This is a genomic window from Sporosarcina sp. So3-204 (genome assembly GCF_058068165.1).
The window spans coordinates 2653561-2677695 of record NZ_CM176485.1; the positions used below are offsets into that span (position 1 = coordinate 2653561).

The 24135-nt window shown below is 35.2% G+C and carries 18 protein-coding genes and 1 riboswitch; of the genes, 4 read left to right on the plus strand and 14 right to left on the minus strand.

Annotated elements, in window-relative coordinates:
- Nucleotides 1–99: 99 nt before the first annotated feature.
- The 5 genes from larC to AC3RV6_RS13060 form a co-directional block, all read right to left on the minus strand.
- Nucleotides 100–1305 (minus strand): nickel pincer cofactor biosynthesis protein LarC, encoded by a 1206-nt coding sequence (larC, locus tag AC3RV6_RS13040; protein ID WP_489746469.1) that lies wholly within the window; start codon nt 1303–1305, stop codon nt 100–102.
- Nucleotides 1302–2111 (minus strand): nickel pincer cofactor biosynthesis protein LarB, encoded by an 810-nt coding sequence (gene larB, locus AC3RV6_RS13045; RefSeq protein WP_489746470.1) that lies wholly within the window; start codon nt 2109–2111, stop codon nt 1302–1304. The genes larC and larB overlap by 4 nt, the downstream gene beginning before the upstream one ends.
- Entirely contained in the window at nt 2108–2932 is an 825-nt protein-coding gene (gene larE / locus AC3RV6_RS13050; protein WP_489746471.1) for an ATP-dependent sacrificial sulfur transferase LarE, read from the minus strand. Before larE ends, larB begins: the two co-directional genes overlap by 4 nt.
- 66 nt (nt 2933–2998) lie before the next feature.
- Nucleotides 2999–4267: a nickel-dependent lactate racemase gene (gene larA / locus AC3RV6_RS13055; protein WP_489746472.1), complete on the minus strand. Its 1269-nt coding sequence runs from the start codon at nt 4265–4267 to the stop codon at nt 2999–3001.
- 80 nt (nt 4268–4347) lie between these two features.
- Nucleotides 4348–5481, minus strand: coding sequence for a glycerate kinase family protein (locus AC3RV6_RS13060; protein WP_489749253.1), 1134 nt, complete (start codon nt 5479–5481; stop codon nt 4348–4350).
- A gap of 334 nt (nt 5482–5815) precedes the next feature.
- Here AC3RV6_RS13060 and AC3RV6_RS13065 point away from each other — a divergent pair, with 334 nt between their 5' ends.
- Nucleotides 5816–6958, plus strand: a complete 1143-nt coding sequence (locus AC3RV6_RS13065) for an FAD-dependent monooxygenase (RefSeq protein ID WP_489746473.1) — start codon at nt 5816–5818, stop codon at nt 6956–6958.
- Between the two features lie 179 nt (nt 6959–7137).
- Here the strand turns inward: AC3RV6_RS13065 and AC3RV6_RS13070 are convergent, their stop codons facing one another.
- The 3 genes from AC3RV6_RS13070 to AC3RV6_RS13080 all read right to left on the minus strand — a co-directional run bounded on the left by AC3RV6_RS13070 (nt 7138) and on the right by AC3RV6_RS13080 (nt 13630).
- The gene (locus tag AC3RV6_RS13070; RefSeq protein WP_489746474.1) at nt 7138–7902 is read right to left on the minus strand and encodes a hypothetical protein; all 765 of its coding nucleotides are present in this window, start codon (nt 7900–7902) and stop codon (nt 7138–7140) included.
- Between the two features lie 21 nt (nt 7903–7923).
- Nucleotides 7924–11751, minus strand: coding sequence for a DEAD/DEAH box helicase (locus AC3RV6_RS13075; RefSeq protein ID WP_489746475.1), 3828 nt, complete (start codon nt 11749–11751; stop codon nt 7924–7926).
- Between the two features lie 319 nt (nt 11752–12070).
- A complete protein-coding gene (locus AC3RV6_RS13080) occupies nt 12071–13630 on the minus strand; it encodes a sensor domain-containing diguanylate cyclase (RefSeq protein WP_489746476.1) in 1560 nt (519 codons plus the stop codon).
- A 236-nt stretch (nt 13631–13866) separates the two neighbouring features.
- Nucleotides 13867–13965: riboswitch (TPP riboswitch) on the plus strand.
- Nucleotides 13966–14028: 63 nt separating this feature from the next.
- Here AC3RV6_RS13080 and AC3RV6_RS13085 point away from each other — a divergent pair.
- The gene (locus AC3RV6_RS13085) at nt 14029–14793 is read left to right on the plus strand and encodes a 3-oxoacyl-ACP reductase (protein ID WP_489746477.1); all 765 of its coding nucleotides are present in this window, start codon (nt 14029–14031) and stop codon (nt 14791–14793) included.
- 144 nt (nt 14794–14937) lie between these two features.
- On the opposite strand, the gene AC3RV6_RS13090 is transcribed toward AC3RV6_RS13085, so the two are convergent.
- On the minus strand, nt 14938–15708 hold the full coding sequence (locus tag AC3RV6_RS13090) for a formate/nitrite transporter family protein (RefSeq protein WP_489746478.1): 771 nt from the start codon (nt 15706–15708) through the stop codon (nt 14938–14940).
- Nucleotides 15709–16063: 355 nt separating this feature from the next.
- On the opposite strand from AC3RV6_RS13090, the gene AC3RV6_RS13095 reads away from it, so the two are divergent.
- The gene (locus AC3RV6_RS13095; RefSeq protein ID WP_489746479.1) at nt 16064–17416 is read left to right on the plus strand and encodes a transposase; all 1353 of its coding nucleotides are present in this window, start codon (nt 16064–16066) and stop codon (nt 17414–17416) included.
- A 257-nt stretch (nt 17417–17673) separates the two neighbouring features.
- Nucleotides 17674–18195, plus strand: a complete 522-nt coding sequence (locus AC3RV6_RS13100; protein WP_489746480.1) for a hypothetical protein — start codon at nt 17674–17676, stop codon at nt 18193–18195.
- Nucleotides 18196–18445: 250 nt separating this feature from the next.
- On the opposite strand, the gene AC3RV6_RS13105 is transcribed toward AC3RV6_RS13100, so the two are convergent.
- The 5 genes from AC3RV6_RS13105 to AC3RV6_RS13125 form a co-directional block, all read right to left on the minus strand.
- Nucleotides 18446–20077 (minus strand): BCCT family transporter, encoded by a 1632-nt coding sequence (locus AC3RV6_RS13105; protein ID WP_489746481.1) that lies wholly within the window; start codon nt 20075–20077, stop codon nt 18446–18448.
- A 122-nt stretch (nt 20078–20199) separates the two neighbouring features.
- On the minus strand, nt 20200–21282 hold the full coding sequence (locus AC3RV6_RS13110) for a tartrate dehydrogenase (protein WP_489746482.1): 1083 nt from the start codon (nt 21280–21282) through the stop codon (nt 20200–20202).
- Nucleotides 21283–21294: 12 nt separating this feature from the next.
- A complete protein-coding gene (locus AC3RV6_RS13115) occupies nt 21295–22746 on the minus strand; it encodes an aldehyde dehydrogenase family protein (RefSeq protein ID WP_489746483.1) in 1452 nt (483 codons plus the stop codon).
- Entirely contained in the window at nt 22739–23830 is a 1092-nt protein-coding gene (locus AC3RV6_RS13120; protein ID WP_489746484.1) for an aromatic ring-hydroxylating oxygenase subunit alpha, read from the minus strand. Before AC3RV6_RS13120 ends, AC3RV6_RS13115 begins: the two co-directional genes overlap by 8 nt.
- 48 nt (nt 23831–23878) lie before the next feature.
- Nucleotides 23879–24127, minus strand: coding sequence for a ferredoxin (locus tag AC3RV6_RS13125; protein ID WP_489746485.1), 249 nt, complete (start codon nt 24125–24127; stop codon nt 23879–23881).
- Nucleotides 24128–24135 lie beyond the last annotated feature (8 nt).

The following is a 24135-nucleotide window of genomic DNA, read 5'->3' on the forward strand; positions in this document are numbered from 1 at the left end:
GTAAAGATTTTGGATGTTTTATAAATGAACTCAAACAAAATAAAAAACAAGTAAAGAGAAATGAAAACTCCCTTTACTTGTTTGAAATATGCACTTCAATTATTCTCTGTTAAGTTTTGAACTAGTTTGCAATGCAGCATGATAAACATCATGAAAAGACTTATTGTGTTTAAGTGCTGCATCTATCACATCTTCATATTCAGGTATTTCTCTAATTAAAAGTCCATTCTTAAAGGCCTGCTTTAGCCTAATCTCACCATAAGGCGTTTCCACTGTTACAATCTTACGGTCCAATATCTTTCTAGACCATGTACTTTTTCTAACACCAAGTGTAGTAGTGTCCTGTAGCAAAACATTTGTCAATCTCTCTTCATGATTTTCAGATGAAAGTACAGTAATTAAAATCCCAGGACGATTTTTTTTCATATAAATAGGCGTATAATACACATCCAGTGCACCTTCATTTAATAACTTACTCATGACAAAACCAAAAGCTTCTCCCGTCATATCGTCGAGTTGGCATTCCAACACACTAATCATTTCTTGCTTCTCTTTACTATGATTTCCTGCTGCTAATTCTTCGCCAATTATTACACGTAAAACATTTGGCCTTTTAGGAATATCACGTGTCCCCGCCCCGTAGCCTATAGACGATATTTTCATCGCTGGTATCGTTCCATAAGCATCAGACTGGCTTACAACAATACCCGCGCCTGTTGGTGTTGTCAGTTCATAAGCTAAATCACTTTGAGCAATCGGCACATTTTTCATAATGTCTAATGTTGCAGGGGCTGGAACTGGATAAATACCATGTGCACACCAAACCGACCCTGAACCTAATGGAACAGGCGATGTAATGACTTTTTCAATTCCAAGCTCTTCCAGCGCAATCGCTGTAGCTACAATATCTACAATAGAATCCACGGCACCTACTTCGTGGAAATGGACATCTTCAATTGACTTATTATGAATTTTAGCTTCAGATTTTGCAATAGGTGCAAAGATTTGCTTACTACGCTCTTTGACGCCGTCTGCCAAATTGGAACGATCGATCAATTTAACAATATCTGAGTAGTGCCGATGATGATGGTGATTCGGTGTTAAGTCATCCGTGATAATCACATTAAATTTTGTTGCACTTATGCCTTCTTTCATTACTGTTAACCATTCAAGTCTATAGCCAGATACATCTAGTTTTTTTAATTCTGATTCAATATGTTCTGGAGATGCACCAGTATCTATTAAAGCCCCGACCATCATATCCCCACTAATACCTGAAAAGCAATCTATGTATAATACTTTCACTCGTTTTGCTCCTTCCTACTAAGTGCGGTTTTCACGGCTTTATCAATCGTATGAGTTAAGGTTGCTGCAAAATAGCCCGCGCCAAAACCGTTATCGATATTTACAACAGAAACCCCACTTGCACAGCTAGCAAGCATGCCGTGAAGAGCTGTAATGCCATTACTACTTACACCGTATCCTACACTTGTTGGAACAGCGACGACTGGTTTTGAAACGAGTCCCCCAATTACACTCACGAGTGCACCTTCCATCCCCGCAACAACGATAACAACATTAGCTGCTTCAATGAGCTCAACTCTAGTCAATAATCTATGCAATCCCGCGACTCCTACATCGCATATTCTTTCCACTTTGTTTCCCATTAGCTCAGCAGTAATCGCCGCCTCTTCAGCTACCGGTAAATCAGATGTACCTGCACAGACTACTGCAATATAACCGTCTTTCCAATTCTCTTCATAATCTGAAGCAATCCAATGTAAAGTTTTAGCATCCTTCTGATAATGAAAGACTTGACTTGGATGTAAAATTTGAAGTTGCTTAAGGACATAAAATGCTTTGCCTTCTTCAACTCTAGTCGCAAGCACTTTCTCATGGTGATTCATTAAAGAAGAGAAAATACCAAGAATTTGTTCCTGGGTTTTACCTTCACCATAAATGACTTCAGAAAATCCTGTCCGCTTTTCTCTCTGCAAATCAAGTGTCGCATAATCGAGCACTACTTCAGAATTCAACTTTATCATCGCTTCATCCACGGACATTAAACCATTTCCTACTGAATTCAATACTTCTTTTAAATCTATTTTCATACTGTCATTCCTTCTTTTAACACTTCATTCATACTACCTGAACGATATCCTTGTAAATCGAGTGACACATACGCATAACCAAATGCTTTAAGTGCATGTGTAATGACTTCATGTTGTTCGACTACTTTCATCATTTCATTCTGATCAACTTCGATTCTCGCGACATCACCGTGATGACGTACCCTTACTTGATATAGACCGAGACCAATTAGGAAGTCTTCAGATAAATCGAGTTGAGTTATATTCTCTTTAGTAATGAGTGTCCCATAAGGTACGCGTGATGATAAACATGCAAACGAAGCTTTATCCCAAGTTCGCAGGCCCATCTCCTTAGATAATTCTCTTATCTCATCTTTATAAAATTCAGCTTCTTGTAGAGGACTACGAACACCAAGTGCACGCGCCGCTTTCATACCAGGCCTATGTTCACCAAGATCATCCATAATCGATCCATCCACAATTGTATAGTCTCCACCGTACTTTGTTATTAGTTCTAGTAAATGATTATATAAGCCATTTTTACAATGAAAACAACGATTTGAATCATTTTTAACTAAATCTGGATTTGAAAATTCACTAACCCTTGTTTCAATATGTTTGACGTCTAGTTCTTTTGCAAGACTTTTAGCCAACTGAAACTCTCGATCTGGAAAAGTATCTGATGCGGCTGTCACAGAAAGTAATTTATCACCAAGTGCTTCTTTTGCGATTGCGAGCAGAAATGTACTGTCAACTCCGCCTGAAAATGCAACTAGGACATTATCCATTTCGCGTAAAATAGCTATGAGTCGGTCTTTCTTTATTTTTAATTGCTCATTCATCTCGTACACCCCCAACATCTATTCTATTTAAATCAGTATTTAGCACGTGGACGGGCCGAACTTAATTTACTTTTCTGTATCGACATACGGTATCGTCAAGGGCCCTAATGGTAAAACAGCAATCGACATATTCTCTCCGTATTTGCCTCTTAATTCCTCTAACGTCTTTTCAATATTTCTTGTCGATTTCAACATTGCTTGTGTAACTTGTTCTTCAGTTAACGTTGAATAAACATAAACATCAGACCAAACTTGAATAACGGCTTGCTTTTGTACTTGCCATTGATCGAATTTCTTAAACGAAGGATCACTGATTAAATCGAGAATTTCTTGTGGTGAATTAGCGAGCTTAAATAAGTCTGCGTAATTCCCATGACTTGGTAATCCGTCAGAGCATTCGGAAGCAACAATAATTGTACCGCCCTTTTTCACAATCTTTTGAGCTGCACTCATACCTTTAACTGCTTGGTACAAGTTTTGATCAAGTGGATAACCAGAATTTGATGTAATGACAACATCAAAAAACTTGTCGCATTTAATCATTGCGTGTTCCTTTACATAAGCACATCCTAAATCATGTGCTGCAATTAATTCGCCTGCAAATACATTTGTAATTTTCTTTTCACCGTTCAATGTCACGTTCAGCATGAAATGAGGTTTACACATCATATTAATTTCACGGGTCATATCTTGTAGCGGATTATTAACCATATTCCCCCAAGTAGACAATGGATCGCCAATCATACGCGCATTATGGAATGTCATAATCGTTTCAATTCCTGCAATTCCCGGCATAATTCCTTTTGGTCCACCGGAAAAACCAGCAAAGAAATGTGGTTCAATAAAGCCTGTTACAATTCTAAAATCAGCTTCAACATACTCTTTATTTAAATAAACGTCACAGCCGAATTCACTACGACCTAAATTAACGAGTGTATCTTTATCGTGACAACTGTTATTAATAATTCTTACGTTATCTACAATCCATTCACCAAGCATTCCTACAAATTCTTCTCTCGTTTGGTCACGATGTGTTCCTGTACCATTAATAATGACAATGTTTTCTAAAGGCACGTGCTTCATTTGTTCGATTAAAGCAGGAACAAGTAACTCATTGGGTGTAGGACGCGTAATATCACTAATGACAATTGCAACTTTGTCCGTTTTTTTAACCATGTCTTTTAAAGGCGGAGAGCCGATTGGATTTTGCAGTGCTTCTTTAAGTGCCATTAATTCATCAGGAACACCTGGAATGTTTTTTGGTTCTAAAACTAAAGCATCATCTTGTACTTCTATCGTTAAATTATCTTGTCCATATAGTAAAGTCGTTTTCATGATGTTCTCCTTTCAGTACAAATTACCTTAAATAATGTATATTCTTTAATTCTATCGTAAAATACTTGTTTGTTGTATGACTAACACTTAGAAAAGTAAGTTCTGCAAACTTGTTCAGCTGCATTTGTCAATAAACTTTCAGCTTCTTCCATTGCTGATTCAAGATCCATTGGCCGATTGATAATACTGTAAGCACCTATAACCCCATAATCATACAGCGTTTCAATATTATCGCCAACAGACCCCGCTAGAATGATTGTGGGTACATTATATTTCAAAGCTATTTGAGCAACCCCCATCGGCGTTTTCCCAAATGCGGTCTGGTGATCAACTTGACCTTCACCTGTTATGACCAAATCAGCATTATCCATTACTTCCTCTAGTTTAGAATATTTTACAGCTACATCGATTCCTCTTCTAGTACTTGAAGGAAAGAATGCTTGGAACGCGCCACCGATTCCACCTGCTGCTCCAGCCCCAGGTAAATCATGCAGTCTTACACTCGTTACCTTTTCCACCTGATTGGCCCAGTGTAGTAGGTTCATATCCAACTGCTTCACCATCTCCACTGTAGCACCTTTTTGTGGTCCAAAGATATGTGTTGCCCCGTTAATTCCTATTAATGGGTTATCTACATCTGAAGCAATGAGAAATTGACTTTCATTTATTCTCGAATCAAAATCTTCTACTATAATAGACGATAAACGTTCTAATTCGCCGCCGCCAAATCCGAGTTCATTGCCGTTGCAATCTAAAAGCTTCATACCCAATGCTTGCAACATTCCTGCACCACCATCGTTAGTGGCTGATCCCCCGATCGCAAGAATAAAGTTTCGATAACCGTCATCAAGAGCTAATTTAATTAATTCACCCGTTCCATATGTTGTGGTCTTTAATGGATTATGTTCTTCTCTACTAATTAAGTTCAGTCCCGATGCACAAGCCATTTCAATAATACACGTCTTACTATTGCCAAGAATGCCGTATTCAGCCTCAATTGGTCGCCCCAAAGGATCAGCTACAATATGCTCTACTTTTATACCGTTCGTTGCCGTGACTAAATTCTCCATCGTTCCTTCCCCACCATCACCTAATGGGATTAATACCGTCTCAGCATTTGGAAATGCTTTTTTTACTCCTTTTTCAATTGAGCTTGCCGCTTCTATCGCTGTTACACTGCCTTTAAATGAATCTGGCGCTATTATAATTTTAATTGTATTCTCCTCCTTAAATGTGAGCGCTTACAGTACCTTATATCCTTAATTATAGTTCTAATATTTATATATATCTTTATTCAATCAATACAAAAAGGACTGCTTTTAAATCCATTTTTTTGTGTGCTTTGTCTAACTAACAGTTCTCTATGTGATTTAGATAAACCATCTAAAAATAAATTTGAATGTTGTTAAGGAATGCATTGGTTTTAATTCCATCTTTTCAATTCCCTTATTAATCTATTAATTATTAATAATATTATAGGTTCATCATTTATCATAATCGATTTTGTTGTGTACAATACTAGTACAACTACTGAGGGATTTGATATTAATGAAAATAATCATTATTGGAGGAGGTATTGGTGGGCTTTTTGCCGCCGTCACCTTACAAAGACAAGGTTATGACGTACTAGTTTACGAAGCAGCAGCAACATTTAAACCTATAGGTGCCGGTATCGGCATAGGATCAAATGCGATGCAAGCTTTAGTAGATATGGGTGTAGGAAGAAAGATTTATGATAATGGAAATACATTAAACTTACAACTTTTTCAAAATGAACAGGGTAAAACATTAAATAAGATTGATTTTATTTCAATAAAAAAGTTATATGGACAGGAAAACATAACAATACAGCGTGCTGAATTACACCAGACATTATTAGATGCTTTAAAACCAGGTACTATTAATTATAATAAAAGCTGCATTCACTCTGTAAATAAAAATAACAAAGTCACTGCTTACTTTGAAGATTCAACTTGTATCGAAGGAGACTTATTAATTGCGGCTGATGGAATTCAATCACCCATTCGACAACAATATATTCCGAATTCATTACCTAGATTTTCAGGGTATACATGTTGGCGTGGTATTGTTAAAAATAAAGGGCGTGTTTCCCCGCATACTTCTGTTGAAATTTGGTCAACATCGGGTCGTTTTGGGTACGCACCGTTAAAAGAAGGAAGTATTTACTGGTTTGCTTGTATTAATGCAAAGGAACGGGATGCTTTTTACAAACACATAGGAACGAACGAAGTTGCTAACCTATTCAATCAATTTCCTGATATTATTCCTGCACTTATTCGTGAAACAGCACAAGAAAAAGTTCTTCATCATGATATTTATGACATCAAGCCACTGAAAAAATTTGTTTTCGGTCGAGTAGTTTTACTTGGCGATGCTGCACACGCCACAACCCCGAATATGGGTCAGGGAGCCGGACAAGCTATTGAGGATGCACTTGTACTAGGTAATATGCTAGTTAAATATACTTTGTTTGATGAGGCAATGCATTACTACGAACTAAAAAGGGTAGCGCGTACAAGCAAAGTCATTTCACTCTCACGTCAAATCGGCTGGGCAGCACAACTTTCAAACCGTCCACTGGCAGCAGCGAGGAATTTTTTATTTCCTTTAATACCATCAAAATTACTTCTATTAAAATTAAAATTTTTATTCGATATTGAATTAAAGTAATCTTACTCCAAACAAAAATGTGGAAAGGTAATGTTAGCCCCTTCCGCATTTCTTTAATACAATTAACTTAAATCAATTCATTTTCAATTAGAATTTCGAATAGCCGCCTTATGTTAAGAAAGATGTTCTATATAAAATACAATCAGTACATATGATGATAAAAATTAAAGCCAACAAATTTAATCGACTTTGTGTCCATAAGTTTCTCTCCATGTTTTTGTTTCGTATTCAGTTAATTGTAATTCCATCAATTTATCCCAGCCTGCAGTCAATGTATTCCAGACATGCACATAGTATATGTCCTCCTTTTTATTATAGAGATGATATTCTATACAAGCTATCCAGTGAATTTGAAGTGCTTCAGTGGTCAAAATATTAGTAAGGACAGTTTGAACTTTTTCTGTAATTGATTCAGCCCCTGCTTTTTTTAACGCATTTATTATTTTCTCATTTTCAAGCGACGTAACTTTCCAACTACTAAAATCTTTTAGATAACGATAAATTTCTACTGTTTCATCAGCCTGATTACTAATTTCATTCAGCAAAAAGTTCTGATGACACGGACTAAAGAGTAATTTTTTTTTACTTTTCTCTGGTTCATGCACAAAAATTCCAGTACTTAATTGTTCATCCCCTGCATTTGTTAATTTAAAAGTATTTCCTATTTGTTTAATTAAACCACCTTTTTCCAGCTCCCTAAATAAATCATTAATAAATAGCTGTTCAACTAACAATATATCGCTCAGTTCTTCTACGGTTCTAACCACCGTTTCTTGGATAGAGATTAATATCATCTTCATTAAAATGTCCATTTTTGTTCTAAGAACTGTTTGATAGGTTATTTCAGCAACATGAACAGGTAAACGCCACACGGATGAATCCATTATTTTCACATCAAGATCACCAAGTAATTCTTTACTTAATTTTTCTTTTAACTCATCCATGCATATACTCCTTCTAAATAATCAATTATTAATCTCGTCATAATTCCTTAACCCATTTTTCAAGCGAACATTATCTAAAAGCCGACTATACATTTCTTTCGTACTTTTATTTTTGGGACGTTTTGTAAACATATCAGAACTTCCAACAATAATTAACAGCTCACGTGCACGTGATAAAGCAACATTTAAACGTCTATAATCTTTGGCAAATCCAATGTCTCCACCTTTATGATTATGATTCCGAACGAAACTTAATATAATGATATCCATTTCCATTCCTTGAAACTTATCAACAGATCCTGTTCTACAATTCAAATGCTTAGGTATTATTTCTTGGTCAATTAATCGATTTACTTTTTTCACTTGCTCCCCGTAAAAACTAATAATACCAACACTTTTTTTATCTTCTTCATTCATCTTACCGCTTTGTTTTAATTCACCAGTAGCTGAATCCAAATCAATAAGTATTTTACGAATCATAGTTAATTCTGATTGATTGAAACGACTTGTACCACCTTTAACTTGTTCCTCAAAATAATTATGCTCATTTGGCATGTCAAACCAAAGAAGATGGTCATTTCTTTTCACATATTTCGAACTAATCAAGTGATCCCGCATTTTGTCAGAATCCTTTAAACCACACTGGAGGCTGTAATTTCCTTCTTTATAAAAAGGTGCAATCGTCTCCATAATACTTTCATGCATGCGGTACTGAATTCCGAGCATTGTCTTATTTTCTTTAGGTAATGTTCTGAAAAGGCGTTCAAATAGTGATTCTTGCAACAGTTTTTTCAACTCTTCTTTTACTTCACTGCTATCGTTTTCTTCCAGTAATTCTTCGAGTGTTTCTTGCCCCATAAGTGGCGGCAACTGATGATGATCACCAACTAAAATGACTTTTTTCCCTTTCAGCATCGGTAAAAGTAATTCCGGGGGTGTTGCTTTTGATACCTCATCTATAATAACTACATCAAAAGTTGGATATTCCTCTATAAAATTTCGACTTGCTGAAGCAACGCAAGTCGTCCCAATGACATTTGCATGGCTTACATACATTTTCCTAATTTCATCTAAGTCATACTCATTTGCCTCTGAAAGCATTGTTAACCATTTTTTCTGAAGCGAGTGTGTAACTGGTAACCTTTCTTTTTCAATATTTAGATCTTCCATTTTTTTCGACATAGCATAAAAAGTATCGAGTGTTTGTTGACGTTTTTCTTCAGGATTTTCTTTAAGAGCCTCCGATAAAACAAGTAACTTTTCTTCTTGATTAAGGACCCCTAAAGTTAACAAATCTAATTCCGTTAATAAATGCTCACTTGTTAATGATAGTTCCATTAACTCTTTGGTAGAAACTTCAAGAGCATCCCTTTTATTTTCTAAGTCTTGTAAGTTTTGCATGTGTAGTGCCTTCTTATTTATAAGCGCGTTATATTTAGTCTCAATAGTCTCAAGATCTTCATGCAATTGATTCATTGTAAGATCCTCATCAACATAACCAATGTGACCTGAAATATTATCTGTTTTTTCACTTAAAGAAGCCAATTCAATTTGGCTATTTTCGAATTCTAGATGTATCTCGGTCTTTTTTTGTTCTAATTCAGATATAGTATTGGTCAATTGTTGTGTAACTTCTGTCCTTATCTCTGTATATAATAGTTTGGAATTATCCATATTTCTACATTGGCGTTCAATATATTTTTTTTGACTGATAAGCGTATGCAAAACTTCAGACAACTTTTCTAGATTTTCATATTTTTGCGCAGAGTAATGCCTAGATTCAAGAGCCATTTTATTTGATGGATTAATTAGGTAACGACCAACACGAGTAATGAATTCATCTATTTCCTTAACTGTATTAGATTTTTGTATTCTTTCTTCTGTAACTAATTGTTTTAAAAAACCATTGTTATTTAAGATTTTCTCTACAGTTTTTATTGCAATACCAAGTCTTTCTTCTACTTTCTTCCACTCACTATATGTGTTTGAAGAGCGACTTGATTTAATTAATGTAATAAGCTGTAATAACTCTCCCATTTTTTTATTCGTTTTAAAAGTCGGGACTATTCCAATTTGCTTCATTCGGGAAATTAATAATTCTATCTTCATTAATGATTTGATTTCTGTAATAAAATCATTTAAATGATTCGTCTCAAATGTTATTCTTTCAATTTCCTTTTGCATTAATTCATGTGAACCTTCAATCTGTTGCATCAATTGCAAGGCTTCACGGTGATTTATGTATTGACGTTTTTTCTCTAATGTTTTTTCTAGCTCTTGCATCTGCAATTCAGTTTCAATATTTATATGCAAATTGTTAACTTTTTCTTCAATTCGCACTATTTCTTCCTTTAATTCTACTGTTACCTTTTTTGAAATCATTTCATCATTTAAGGATTTTGCTTGTTGTTGTTTTAATAGATTCAATTTATTTCTAAGTGTGGAAATCTCTTCTTCATGCTTAAGATGCTCTAACTGAGCTATTTCTTTTAAACGTATTTTTTCATCTAATAAATCCAATTCTTCTTGTAATTTTTGAATGCTTAATCGAACATCATCGGATTCTTTAACAATCTGCTCCAAGCGAACTGGATGTTGCTGAATTTGTTCATTAACAGTATTATAAGTTTGATTTTTCCAATGAGAAGCTACATTTTCCTCGATAAATCTTTTCCCTTCTTCTTCAATACTATCTGTCCGTCCATAACGTAAAATTCGAATATCCTGATGTGATAATAATCGGCTAAGTGCATTGTCTACAGCTAAATTTGCCTGTGAAGCAACTAAAGTTTTTAAGCCCGCTTTGACATTCTGATGGCATATTTCAGAGATAACAGTTGTTTTCCCAGTTCCCGGTGGCCCTTGAATCACATATAGATCATTACATGTCATAGCCCCTATTACCGCTTCTTTTTGAAACTCATTTAACTCGTTATGGAAGTCCAACTCTAGCTTTTTCTTTGAAATTTGAACAGTCGGTCGTTCTTCAAATAGTATTCTTTCTAAATTCGCATTAGCCGCAAGTCCATCTTGAAGATCTTTAAATCCTTTTCTTAATCTTCTAACTTGACTAAGCTCTGCAAAATTGCTGAAGACAACTTCTTTATTAGGTGTTGGAAACCAGCCATTTTGTCTAGCTCTTTCTTGATACTTACGATTAAGTTCAATTTCAACAATTTTTTTTGATCGTAATACTTGAGTTACAGTACCAACATCATCAGATTGACCTTTCATTTTCACACTGAAACCAGCAATCGTCTGGCAGTCTTTACTATTCAAGCCGTTGCAAACAAGACTTAATTTACTAAAGTCTTTATTAAAACTAGCTTTGGAATAGGATACGCTTAAATCAGCTACATCTGCATTTCTTTCTTGAATACGTAAATAACCTTCCCAACTCGAGATTCTTTTCTTAACATATTCAGAACGCTCATCTGCAATCGGTAACTCCCGAAGACTTGTATACAATTCAATCGGCGTTGCAATACCTGTACTTCTGCCTACATTAAATTTAAGTTTTGTAGCAAAGCGTCTATTTGTCATTACCGGCTCATTTCTGCCTTTGACTTGAAAACCAGTTGCTAAAAACCCTTCATTTTTATAGATACATTCCATCACCGCTACACGATTGTTTAACTTTTTAGCTAAAGCATTGTTCTTTTTATTATCAAAATATATTAAAAACGTCATATTACCTTGTCTATTTGGCGAACGTTTTTCTATGTATACATCAAAGGCATCTTGTAATGAAAAAAAGGCTTTCTCGTCCTTTGACCATTTCTTTATACCGTTGCTTGCATTATTTGTAATTTCTAATCTGCATGGTATTGGTTTTGATTTACTATTCATAAAATGTCTTCCTTTCGCTACTATGTTATCGTAACGTAAAAAGTTATTAGTTTTAATTAATTATTGGGCCGCTATACAATATTAAGTATTCACATAGCTTGAGTTTACTATACGGAGATTACCCATTCCGTAGAAACGTAATTATACCATACAAGTGTTCTTAATCAATTAAGTCTCAAAGTAATTGGATTACAACTATTTATCTAGCAATTTAAATCCTTATCTTTGAATACCTTAAATTTAAATAACCCATCGTGGAGTGTAGCTCAAAGATGGGTTATTTACGACTGCTTATAAAATTATGTTACATCGGTAATTCCTAGTTCTCAAACACTATACTTTTATTTCGACCACTCTCTTTAGCTTCATACAAACACTTATCCGCTTGCTCAATTAAATCTATGATATGGGCTGCGTTAACCGGAAACCCTGCAATTCCTGAGGATATCGTTATAATTTCTCCGCAAGGACTAATCGTATTCTCAAGCTTTTTGCGGAGTCTTTCAGCAGTTTCATACGCTTCTTTATTTGTCTTATTTGGCAACAAAAGAATAAACTCTTCTCCACCGTAACGACAGCACACATCTTTCTCACTAGCTACTTTCTGCATTTCTTCAGCAAGGTATTTCAATACTTCGTCGCCAACATTATGCCCATACGTATCATTAACCCGCTTAAATCTATCAATATCAAATAATATGACCGCAAAAGGTGTTTCTTCTAACAACCACTTTTTCGTTAGTTCATCTATCATTCGCCTATTCACTAAACCAGTTAAAGGATCTGTAGTTGACTCATGAATAAAGTAATTAACCTTATCTCTAAAGAACATAAGACTATTGACGAGCGCATGCTCTAATTGAATAGCTTCGTAATACCACGCATTCACATTTTTAACTTCTTCAAGTCTATCTTTTTTCATGCTTCCCCTGGCGTAATGCGCCAGTTTATTCAATGGAAAAGCGATTTTATTTGAAATAAAGATAATGATAATAAAAGAAATCAGTAAAAAAGGTAATGTTTTTATAATCATTTCGTTTCTCATATCATTTGATGGAAGTAAAGCGACTACTGTAGGTGTTTGGGAAACGACACCCCATTTTGCATGAGGCATATAAGTATAGCCAGCTAACATATCTGTATTCTCAGAATTAACGACTCTTTTGGAACCACTAATTCCATTTGCTAAATCATCAATAACAGGGTTTTCTTTCACTATATCATTTATGCGCTCCTTTTTCGGATGATATAATATACGCCCATTTATATCGACCACATACACATAGGATCCATCTTGATAGAAATGTTCTCCCAACAAGATATTTAAAATATTATCTTCTAATAAATAGATCGTACCACCTACGAAACCAAAGTAATTCCCTTCATTATCATAAATTGGTTGTGATATAAATACAATTAAACGATTTGTAATTGAAATATAGGGTTTTGAAATTAAAGGCTTCCTTTCAGCTAATGCCTGTAGTCCACCAACTGAACTTAATTGCTTACCAACTATACCAAGGGACTCAGGAGATGCCGCAATAACTTCTCCTTCATTTGAAGTAATGACAACGGAATTAAATGAATTTGTTTGATTTAATAAACGCTCAGCCTCATTTTCCAATAGGATATCGCTATCCTCTTTTTCTAAATATCTTGCAATCTCTTTTGAACTGAAACCCAATGTTTGCAGTGTAGTTCCCAAGTAATCATCTGTTGTTTTTGCTAATTTCTGAGAATAAACACGGTTTTTCTCTAAAGTATTTTCAATTAAATTTTCTTGGTTCACACGATATCCGGCGGTAATGCTACTAAAAAGTGTTAATATTACCGAAAGCAATGCGACCATCAATATTAGATGTTTAAGTGACAACTTCATTATTATGAATATCTCCTTCGACCATTTATTAGAAAGTAAAATAAATATATTTATAAAGACGAGTTAATTACGATTATTCACACAATTATTTAGTAATCTTTTTATTAATAGCCTTTACATATCTATTATACAATTGAATTTACTTAATTTGTATTGAATATCATAGATTAGGTAAATATATTATTCATTCATGACTTTCAAAAGATTATGATATACTTATAATGAAACAAAATATGTTAGATCACTAGGGGAGCCATATGGCTGAGAAGAGGAAACTCTGACCCTTTGAACCTGATCCGGGTGATACCGGCGGAGGAAAGTGGCAGATACGTAATTTGTATATGCTGATCACTTTCTAGTGGTCTTTTTTTGTGTCTAAAAAAAGGGAGCTGGAATAATTGGAAATTAATGATCAAGTTGTATTAGTAACAGGTGGAAGTAGAGGACTTGGCGCCGCAGTAGCGAAGGCATTCGGGAAACAAGGTGCAAAGGTTATTGTAAACTATTTTAATAGTGAGGATAAAGCCAATGGAGTTGTAGATGAAATTGGCGGAAATCAGGCTTTGGCAATTCGAGCAGATGTCAGGAATACAGATGAAGTTAAGGCGATGTTCGAGGAAGCTAAAAACCATTTTGGACAATCTATTACGACAATCATAAATAATGCGCTAATAAATTTTTCATTTAATGGCGATGCACGTAAACAATTAGATAAAATTGGCTGGGAAGATTTCAATAGTCAATTTGAAGGCAGTGTTAAAGCTACATTAAACACATTGCAAGCTGGACGTGAGGATATGGCAAACGCTAACTTCGGCCGAATTATCAATATCGGAACAAACCTATTTCAAAACCCTGTAGTACCCTACCATGACTATAATACGAGTAAAGCCGCACTACTTGGGATGACACGTAATATGGCAAAGGAACTTGGGGCTAACGGGATTACGACGAATATGGTTTCAGGTGGACTGCTATTAAAAACAGACGCCAGTGCTGCAACTCCTGATTTCGTGTTTGATATAATTAAAGAAAGTACGCCACTTGGTCGAATCACGACACCAGAAGATGTAGCAGATGCTATTTTATTCTTTGCTTCTCCTTGGAGCCGTTCAGTAACCGGTCAAAACTTAGTCGTTGACGGCGGATTGGTAATGAATTAAATTTAAATAATAATAGCTCCATTTATTAGGAAATGGATAACGTAATGGATCTTGCGCTACAAATAAGGACTGTAATTTATTTGAGTAGAAAGCAAGACCCATTACCGTTAACCAAATTATAAACTTATACTCCCCCTACAGACGTCAAGTTTGTTTTCCGGAATTAGCGAACCAGTAAACTGCACCAACGAAGATAGCTCCACCAATGATATTGCCGATTGTAACTGGTACTAAATTTGCCGCCATTCCTACCAAGGATACTGTTTCAGGATGTGGAACCATTAACGAGATTGATAACAAAGTCATATTCGCAACACTATGTTCAAAACCTGATGTAATAAAGGCAAATAAACACCAAAAAATTATGATTAATTTTGCAGTCTCATCTTTAAGTTTATAAGCACACCAAACTGCTAGGCAAACAAGAATATTACAAAGAATCCCCCGAAAAATTAATTCTACGAACGGCGTCGTCATTTTATCACTTGCCACAGTACTAATATAGTCAGCAAATTCTCCAAAACCTAGCCCAGAATAGAAAAAGAGTACCGAAACGAGAACAGACCCGATGAAGTTGCCGATATAGCTAAATACCCAAATTTGTATTGTCTCATACCAGGTTGTTTTCTTGGATAAAGTACCGATTGTCATAATCATATTATTGCTAGTAAAAAGATCAGCCCCAGCCATCAAAACCAAACTTAATGCAATACCAAATGCTGCTCCCATAATAACTTTTGTTCCAGCAAAGCCAGTAGGTCCAAGTAAACCACCTATTGAAAAAATTAGGATAATACCCAGACCTACGAAAAATCCCCCCATCATAGTTAGAATTAGATATCTTCTTTTACTCGTATGTAATTGTTGAACTTTTAGAGAAGCTGTATCCCCTAAAATAGTAAGTGTTGCTTTCATAGTATTCCCCTTCGGTTATCAAAGGCATCTCTTGCTATTTTCCATATTGAAACTGTTTTGAGGGATTCAATTAGTATGCCCTCTTTACTTTTTTATATGGACAAAGAGTATTAACCTTTACCATAATAGTTTTTATAACATTAATTCAAAATGTATCTCAGACTGACTAATCATAACAGTTTCACACAGTTCAAGGCTAGTGGATTAATTAAATCTATTTTTTATAATTGAATCAATTTCATATTTCTGAGCCCTTGGGGCTCTAGGTGTTAAATCACAAAAAAATAGAGCACCTCCCCAAATCCTGTATAATGAGAGTTACCACACACACATTAACAGACTGGAGAAATGCTCTATGCCTATTATACGACAAGAAAGCCTGTTTGACATGCAAGTTTTATTCGACTTGGAACCTACCCATCGATTTAATTCGATTTTGTCGGTTATTGACATACATCCCATCCTTGACGTGATGATGAAAAAGTCTCGTTTTGGACCTAAACAATCACTTAATTATTCTGCTATGATCTATTCGTTGGTTATTCGAATCACCGAACGCATTCCATTTATTAAGGACCTTGTAAAGCGTCTCACTACAGATTTACGGTTTAAGGTTGATTGTGGATTCTTAGTATCTGATGAGATTCCATCGGAAGCTTCCTATTCCCGTATGATTGCATCCATTAGCGAATCTGATACTTTAGAAATCGTTCAAGAACGTCTTCTTCTCCAAGCGATAACAGAAGGTTTCGTATCAGATGAAACGATAGCTATTGATGCAACACATGTTGAAGCGCGTGATCGTGCTCCATTTAAATCGGATAAAGTTAAAAAAGAACCCAAAAAGCGTGGCCGAAAAAAGAAAGAAGAACATGAACAATGGCTAGTTGAAAAAGCTGAAAAGGAAGCGAACCTTCCGCTCTATGAAAAGAAAATTGAAAATCAACTTGATGCATCCCTATTGGAACTTCGTTCCTCTGTGCCTATTGAACCCAAATGGGGAATAAAGAAAAACAGTGAAGGGAAGAACATCTTTTGGTATGGATTTAAATGTCATCTAGCGGTTGGGACGAAAAGTCAATATATTCTTCAATCTCTATTTTCTTCAGGCAGTCTTAATGATGGAAAAGCTGCAATCTCATTATTAAAAGGTACTAAAGAACGTCTACCTTTATTAAAAATAAACTACGTAACAATGGATGCAGGTTACGATTACAACCCAATTTACGAACAAATTTATCGTAACGGATCGCAATCTATCATTGCTTATAATAAGAAGAATGAACCTGAGCCTATAGGCTTTGATAAATATTTCACACCGACATGTGTTCGAGAACATTCGTATCGTTATGATAGCTTCGACAGTAAGTATCAAACACTGAAATACACACGTCCATTGGAATGTAAGAATTGTCCACTCGCTACTGATACTTTATGTCAGAAGGTTTATAAAAAGAAAATCACTGATGACCTGAGACGTTACACTGCGCCAGCACGTGGCTCAGTAAAATGGGATGAAATTTATAAGGAACGAAGTTCCGTTGAACGTGTAAATGCATACCTCAAAGGATATTTTCTATTAGATCAGATTTATCATTGTACTGGTGAAAAAGCCAAGGTTCATTTTGATTTAGTTCAAATCGCGTACAACGCTAGTAAACTTGCTGTTGATCGACTCCTTCAACTTCAATTATCTGAAACAGCATAATCAGCTACTTCATTCGTTTTTTTAAGAAATCATTTTTAATTCTGTTTCTATATGATTTTTTAAAAGTACACATTATGAAATTGATTCAATTACATAAAATATTACTCAACTTTATTAACTTAATAGATTTATAATAAAATTATAACGATGTAACCTCATCTAGTATTGAATTCTCTAAAAACTGATTAATCATTAGTTAGCAACGAAAACTTTTCTAACCGATAATAGTCTTTATAAAGAAGAGAGGAAGGTTAAACATGAGGAACTTCACAATTATGTCAAAAATTAACGCCACTATTTTATTCTGCCTGATTTTACTATCATCAAGTTGTAATGGGAATGCCACAATATATCATGATGCTGATAAACAGATTACAAAAGAAATTGATGATGAGATTTCAAATTATATCATCCAACATTATACATCTTCAGCCTATCCGACAGAAAAACAATTTGAAGTCCATAAAGTATATGGTACAAGCGAGAAAAATGATTTACTAACAGTCTATTTTTGGTCTTATTTTGGAGGATTTAATAAATCCACAGGAACAGAAAATGTCACGGGCCATTCTCTTCCTGCTGTAATTCAACTGAAGAAAAAGGCAAATCACTACTCAGTCATTAAATATACTGAACCAAAAGATGGCAATTTATATCATTCTTCTATTAAAAAGATGTTCCCAGAAAAGTACTTGAAACTGGTTTACTTAGATGGTGGGAATATAGAAGATTTACAAAATCAAATGGACAAAAAAGTGGAACAATGGATGGGAGAATAATTAATAAAATAGACTAAACTAAAAAACTTATCTCTTTACTCGATATTGTGGAACCTTGTTTACCGTTATAAAAACAAAAAATGAACCGCCCCCAAAGTTAATTACAAACTTTGAGGGCAGTTTTAATTTATTTAACTTATTTTTTAAGCTAGTCTTTACATATTCTATACAGATTCACCATAAATGATAACGTTTACACTTTATAGATTTTTCTGATATTTATAAACGTAAAATCGTTAATTGATTAAGTTTATTTATCAATAATTATTTCATCTTTTGGATCCTTAATTACAGATAGAACTGGATCCTCTTTTAATTTCTTCAACGGAGAAAGGACCGAACCCTCTTTTACTTTCTTCAACGGAGAAAGTACTTCCTTCACCTTTTCCTTCTTCACTGGATTAATTTCTAGCTCCTGTTTCAATCCTTTTAAAGTGGAATAACACATTACAAGCATTAATATGGCAATTGGAATTGCAGTTGCTACGAGGATAGATTGTAGACCGCTTAAACCTCCTGTCATTATTAAAACAATAGAGATAACAGCTATTACGCCCCCCCAAACAATTTTTGTAAAATGCCTTGGATTTTGGTTACCATTTTCACTAATCATTCCCAAAACAAATACTGCTGAATTGGCAGACGTTATAAAGAATACTAGTACGAGTACCATTGCCAAAATAGATAAAAACACACTCATTGGAAAGTACTCAAAAAACTTAAACAACGCTGAAGTAACGTCGGTTGTTACAGCTGTTGCAATTGCTGTTTCACCTGCATTTTGAATAAGTGATAATGCTGAACCTCCCATTACGGAAAACCATAAGAAAGACCCTAACGCTGGGATAAATACCGCACCCATCATAAATTCTTTTATAGTTCTACCCTTTGAAATCCTTGCAACAAAACTCCCTACAAGAGGCGCCCAAGCAATCCACCATCCAAAGTAGAACAATGTCCAACTTGAAATCCATGACCCATCATTATATGGTTCTGTTCTAAAAGACATACTTAAAAAGTTTTGCGCATAATCACCAATACCTTGAAAAAATATTTTCAGAATATCCTGTGTTGGCCCAAGAAATAACACGAAGCCCAATAATGCAAATGCTAATAACATATTTAAATTAGATAAATGTTTGATAGCTCCCTGTAAACCTGAAATAGTTGATACCACATATATAATACTGACGATTATTATAATAATCGCTTGTGTAGAAATACCAACTGGTATACCCCATATGTAATTTAAACCACTATTCACTTGCAATGTACCAAAACCGAGTGAAGTAGCAATGCCGATTACAATAGAAAGTATTACAACAACATCAATAAATTTTCCAAAAGGTCCTCTAATTTTATCGCCAATTAACGGATAAAAAACAGAACTCAATGATGCTGGTAACTTTTTACGGAACTGGAAAAATGCAAGTGAAACACCTACAACTGCGTAACATGCCCATGCAGACACACCCCAGTGTAAAAATACAAACTGCATGGCTAATTTCGCTGATTCTTCTGAAGATCCACTCCCAAACGGAGGGTTAACATAGTAGGAAACTGGTTCAGCTACACCCCAAAACACTAGACTAATACCGATGGAAGCGCTGAATAGCATACCAATCCAAGTAGCAGTTTTATATTCCGGACGATCATCGTCATCACCTAACCGTATATGACCGAACTTAGATATTCCGATATACATGCAAAAAGCAAAGAATATAAAAACACTACCTAGAATAAACCAACCCAAATTATTATAGATAAAACTAAGTGAGGAATTAGAAAAATTCTCTAATTGTTTTGGAGCAAATACGCCAACACTTATTAAAGCTAAACTAACAGCCAATGAGGAATAAAACACAGTCTTGTTGCTCTTCATTTAATCACTCCCAATTAACGATTCTACTGTTGGCAAAACTCATTTCTATTTCGCCATTTAAAGCCGAGTAGGTTTTGTGAAAATTTAATCGGTGCTATTTTAAATAACACCGATTAATTTTTTTACGCTTTCAATGTTGTTGTATTAGTAATAATAGCTGTTATGCGATCACCTACTTGTGAGGTTGAGGCTGTCCCTTTCATGTCAGGAGTCAATATTTCATTTTCTACTAATAGTTGTTCAATGGAATCAATTACTAACTTACCATACTGCTCATATCCAAAATAATCGAGCATTTGACTAGCTGACCAGATGGATGCCAATGGATTCCCTATACCCTTGCCCGCGATATCTGGTGCTGAACCATGTACAGGCTCAAACATAGATGGGAATTCTTTTTCTGGATTTACGTTCGCGCCTGCTGCAAGACCTATGCCTCCAGCAAGTGCCGCACCTACATCTGTTAGTATATCTCCAAATAAGTTTGAAGTAACGACCACTTCAAATCGTTTTGGATCAGTAATCATTAACATCGCTGCGGCATCAACAAGATAAGATGCTGTTTCCACATCAGGATACTCTACGCTAATTTCTTCAAATACTTGATCCCAGAAAACCATTGAATAATTCAAGGCATTACCTTTACTAATACTCGTCAAACTACGTCCTTGCTTTCTCGCTGTTTCAAACGCATAACGAATGATTCTTTCCGTCCCTTTTCGAGAAAAGACACCATTTTGCAAGACAACTTCATTTTCTTTCCCTTTAAATAACCAATCTCCCGCACCTGAATACTCGCCTTCCGTATTTTCACGTATAAACAGCATATCAAGGTCTTCACGCTTGATGTCTGTTAAAGGACAATGCGCACCTTTAAGTAATTTAATTGGTCTAATATTTACATATTGATCAAATTCTTTACGAATAATTAACAGCAAATCCCATAGAGAAATATGGTCAGGTACACCAGGGAAACCAACAGCACCTAGATAAATTGCATCAAACTGTTTTAGTTGTTCCATCCCATCAGTTGCCATCATTTGACCATGTATGGAGTAATATTCACAGCCCCATGGAAAATGCGTAAATTCAAAAGCAAAGCTCGTATCGATTTCAGCAATTCTATTTAAAACTTTAATTCCTTCGTCAATAACCTCTGGACCAATTCCGTCACCAGCAATAACCGCTATTTTATATTTTATCATAACAAATCTCCTTTACCCCTGATTCCATATGATGAGTTTCATTTCCGTCATTTCCTCTATTGCATATTTAATGCCTTCCCGACCTGTTCCACTTTCCTTTACACCACCATACGGCATTTGATCAACCCTAAATGTCGGAACATCATTAACGATAACGCCACCAACATGAAGATTTTTTGTTGCATAAAAAGCATTTTTTACGTTATTTGTATAAATACCAGCTTGAAGTCCAAAACGAGAATCATTTACTAAATCGACTGCTTCTTCCACTGATTTTACTTTATTTACAATAACAATTGGTGCAAATACTTCTTGGCAAGAAACTTTTAAACTTTCATTTGCATTCACAATAATCGTCGGCTGAAGAATATTGTCTTGTGCTTTACCTCCAGCAACGATTTCCGCATTGCTTTGCTTCGTTTCCTCAATCCAACTCAATGTACGTTCTAGTTCTCTTTTTGAAATTAATGAAGAGATATATGTTTCCGGATCAAGCGGATTGCCTAATTTCAGCTTATTCGTAGCTTCTACAAACTTAATAATAAATTCCTCATACTTTTCTTCGTGAATGAATACACGTTGAAGAGAAATACAAACTTGTCCTTGATTCGAAAAGGCGCCCATTGTACAACGATCGATAATCTCATCAATCTCAACGTCTTTATCAATAATTAGTGCTGAATTCGATCCTAATTCCAATGTTGTCTTTTTAAGACCGGATTTATTACTAATACCGATACCAACACTTGGGCTTCCGGTAAATGTAATCATGTTCACGCGGTCATCTTCTATAATTGCTTCCCCTACTACGCTACCGGGACCTGTAATGACATTTAATACGCCAGCTGGAAGTCCTGCATCTGCAAAAATTTCTGCAATTAATAATGCAGATAGAGGTGTTTGAGAAGCCGGTTTTAAAACAATTGTATTTCCCGCAGCAATCGCAGGTCCTACTTTATGCGCAACTAAATTCAGCGGAAAATTAAATGGCGTAATCGCGCCAATAACACCAAGAGGTTCTCTCAATGTATAGCCAATTCTTCCAACGCCCCCAACTGCCGCGTCAAAAGGAATCGTTTCACCGTGAATTCTTTTAGCTTCTTCAGCAGCAAATTTATAAGTTTCTATCGTTCTTGCAACTTCAGCCTTGGCAAACATAATTGGTTTAGCCGATTCAGTTGAAATAACTTTAGCTACTTCTTCAGTTCTCTCTTTTAAAATGCGTGCAACATTTTCTAAAATTTCGGAGCGTTGATAAGCAGGCATATTAGCCATGATTGCTTTTGCTTCAAAGGCTGCAGTGATTGCTAGTTTTGTTTCAGCTTTACCGCCAATGGCAATTTCCGCAATTAATTCGTCAGAATATGGAGAGTAGAGAGGAGAGTAACTCTCAGTCTCTACATTTTCCCCATTAATCATTAAATGCTTTGTAACTGTTAATTTATCTTTTGCTAAATTATTCATTTAGGGCCTCCAATACCATTTCATGAAATTGTACAATTGCTTGTTCTGATATAGAATAATGACCTTTCTTAAATGCACGTGAGCGGAATCCAATCTGTTCTAATTCAACTAGTTCCACATCTTCTTGACGAACTTCCTCAGCAAATGTCATTAAGTCTTTCTCTTCTTGAGATAGTTTATCTAAGCTATCTTCACGGAAGTAATAAGTATAAACAGCTAATGTTGTTTCGTGATCAATTGGAATCATTTCAATAGAAGCCAAATTCCCTGGACCAGGATAGATTGTCAACATTAAGTTCGGCCATAGCCAGTAAAATGAACCGCCTTGCATTTCAGCATCATTTAAATCTACTTCACCATATTGCTTATCGGGTTTTACAACTGACCCCTGAACAGAATAATTATCACAAGTAGTAATTTGATAATCCTCCATGTCAAGTGTTGCAACAAAACTTGGATGCGCTACATGACAGTGATCACATTCCAAATAGTTATCAATAAATGCTTTCCAGTTTGCTTTAATAATACGTGTTTTTCTATGCGTTCTCTGTAAATCTTTAATAAATGGAAACTCACCTAACTTATCAAAGAAATCACCATATGATTCACTAAGTGGTTTTGCATCATCATCTAAATTAACAAAGATTAAAGATTGCATTACTTCCATTCTAACAGGTCTCAAACAAGCATCTTTCACACATTCTGCATCTTCACCACGGAAATTTGCCGCTTTGTTTAATTTACCATCTGTTTTAAACGTCCAACCATGATACATACATTGCAAAATTTTCTTCTTACCATTTTCATTTTTTTCAAGTTTTGTCGCACGGTGAGGACAAACATTATAAAATGCACGAAGTATATCATCGGTTCCTTTGATTACAATAATTGGCTCGTTCGCAACATCAGTTGTAAAGAAAGAACCTGCTTTTTCTACTTGACTCGTATGCCCTACTAATTGCCATGACTTTGAAAATACTAAGTCCATTTCTTTCTCTAATACTTTCGGATCCGTATATTTATCATAAGTCATTGTTCTTTCAAAAGTCCTATTCGTTGCATTCTTCACTTGATTATAAGCCATTTTTTTATTCTCCTCTATACTGTTTTTTGGTAATTGCTTTATTTTTACTTAACTAACTTTTTCTTCATTACAAGAGAAAGGCACTTCTGCCATCTTAATTGAGTCGGTTGGACAACCGTCAAATGCGTCTTCAAAATCTTCAAGTAAATCTTCAGGAACTTCTGTCATCCCTTTATTGTCATCAAGAATCGAATAAGCAACGCCATCATCAAGATAATCAAATACTTCTGGCGCTGTAGCTCCGCATGCACCACAAGCGATACATGTGCTTTGATCCACCATTGTAAAATGAGCCATATCTGACC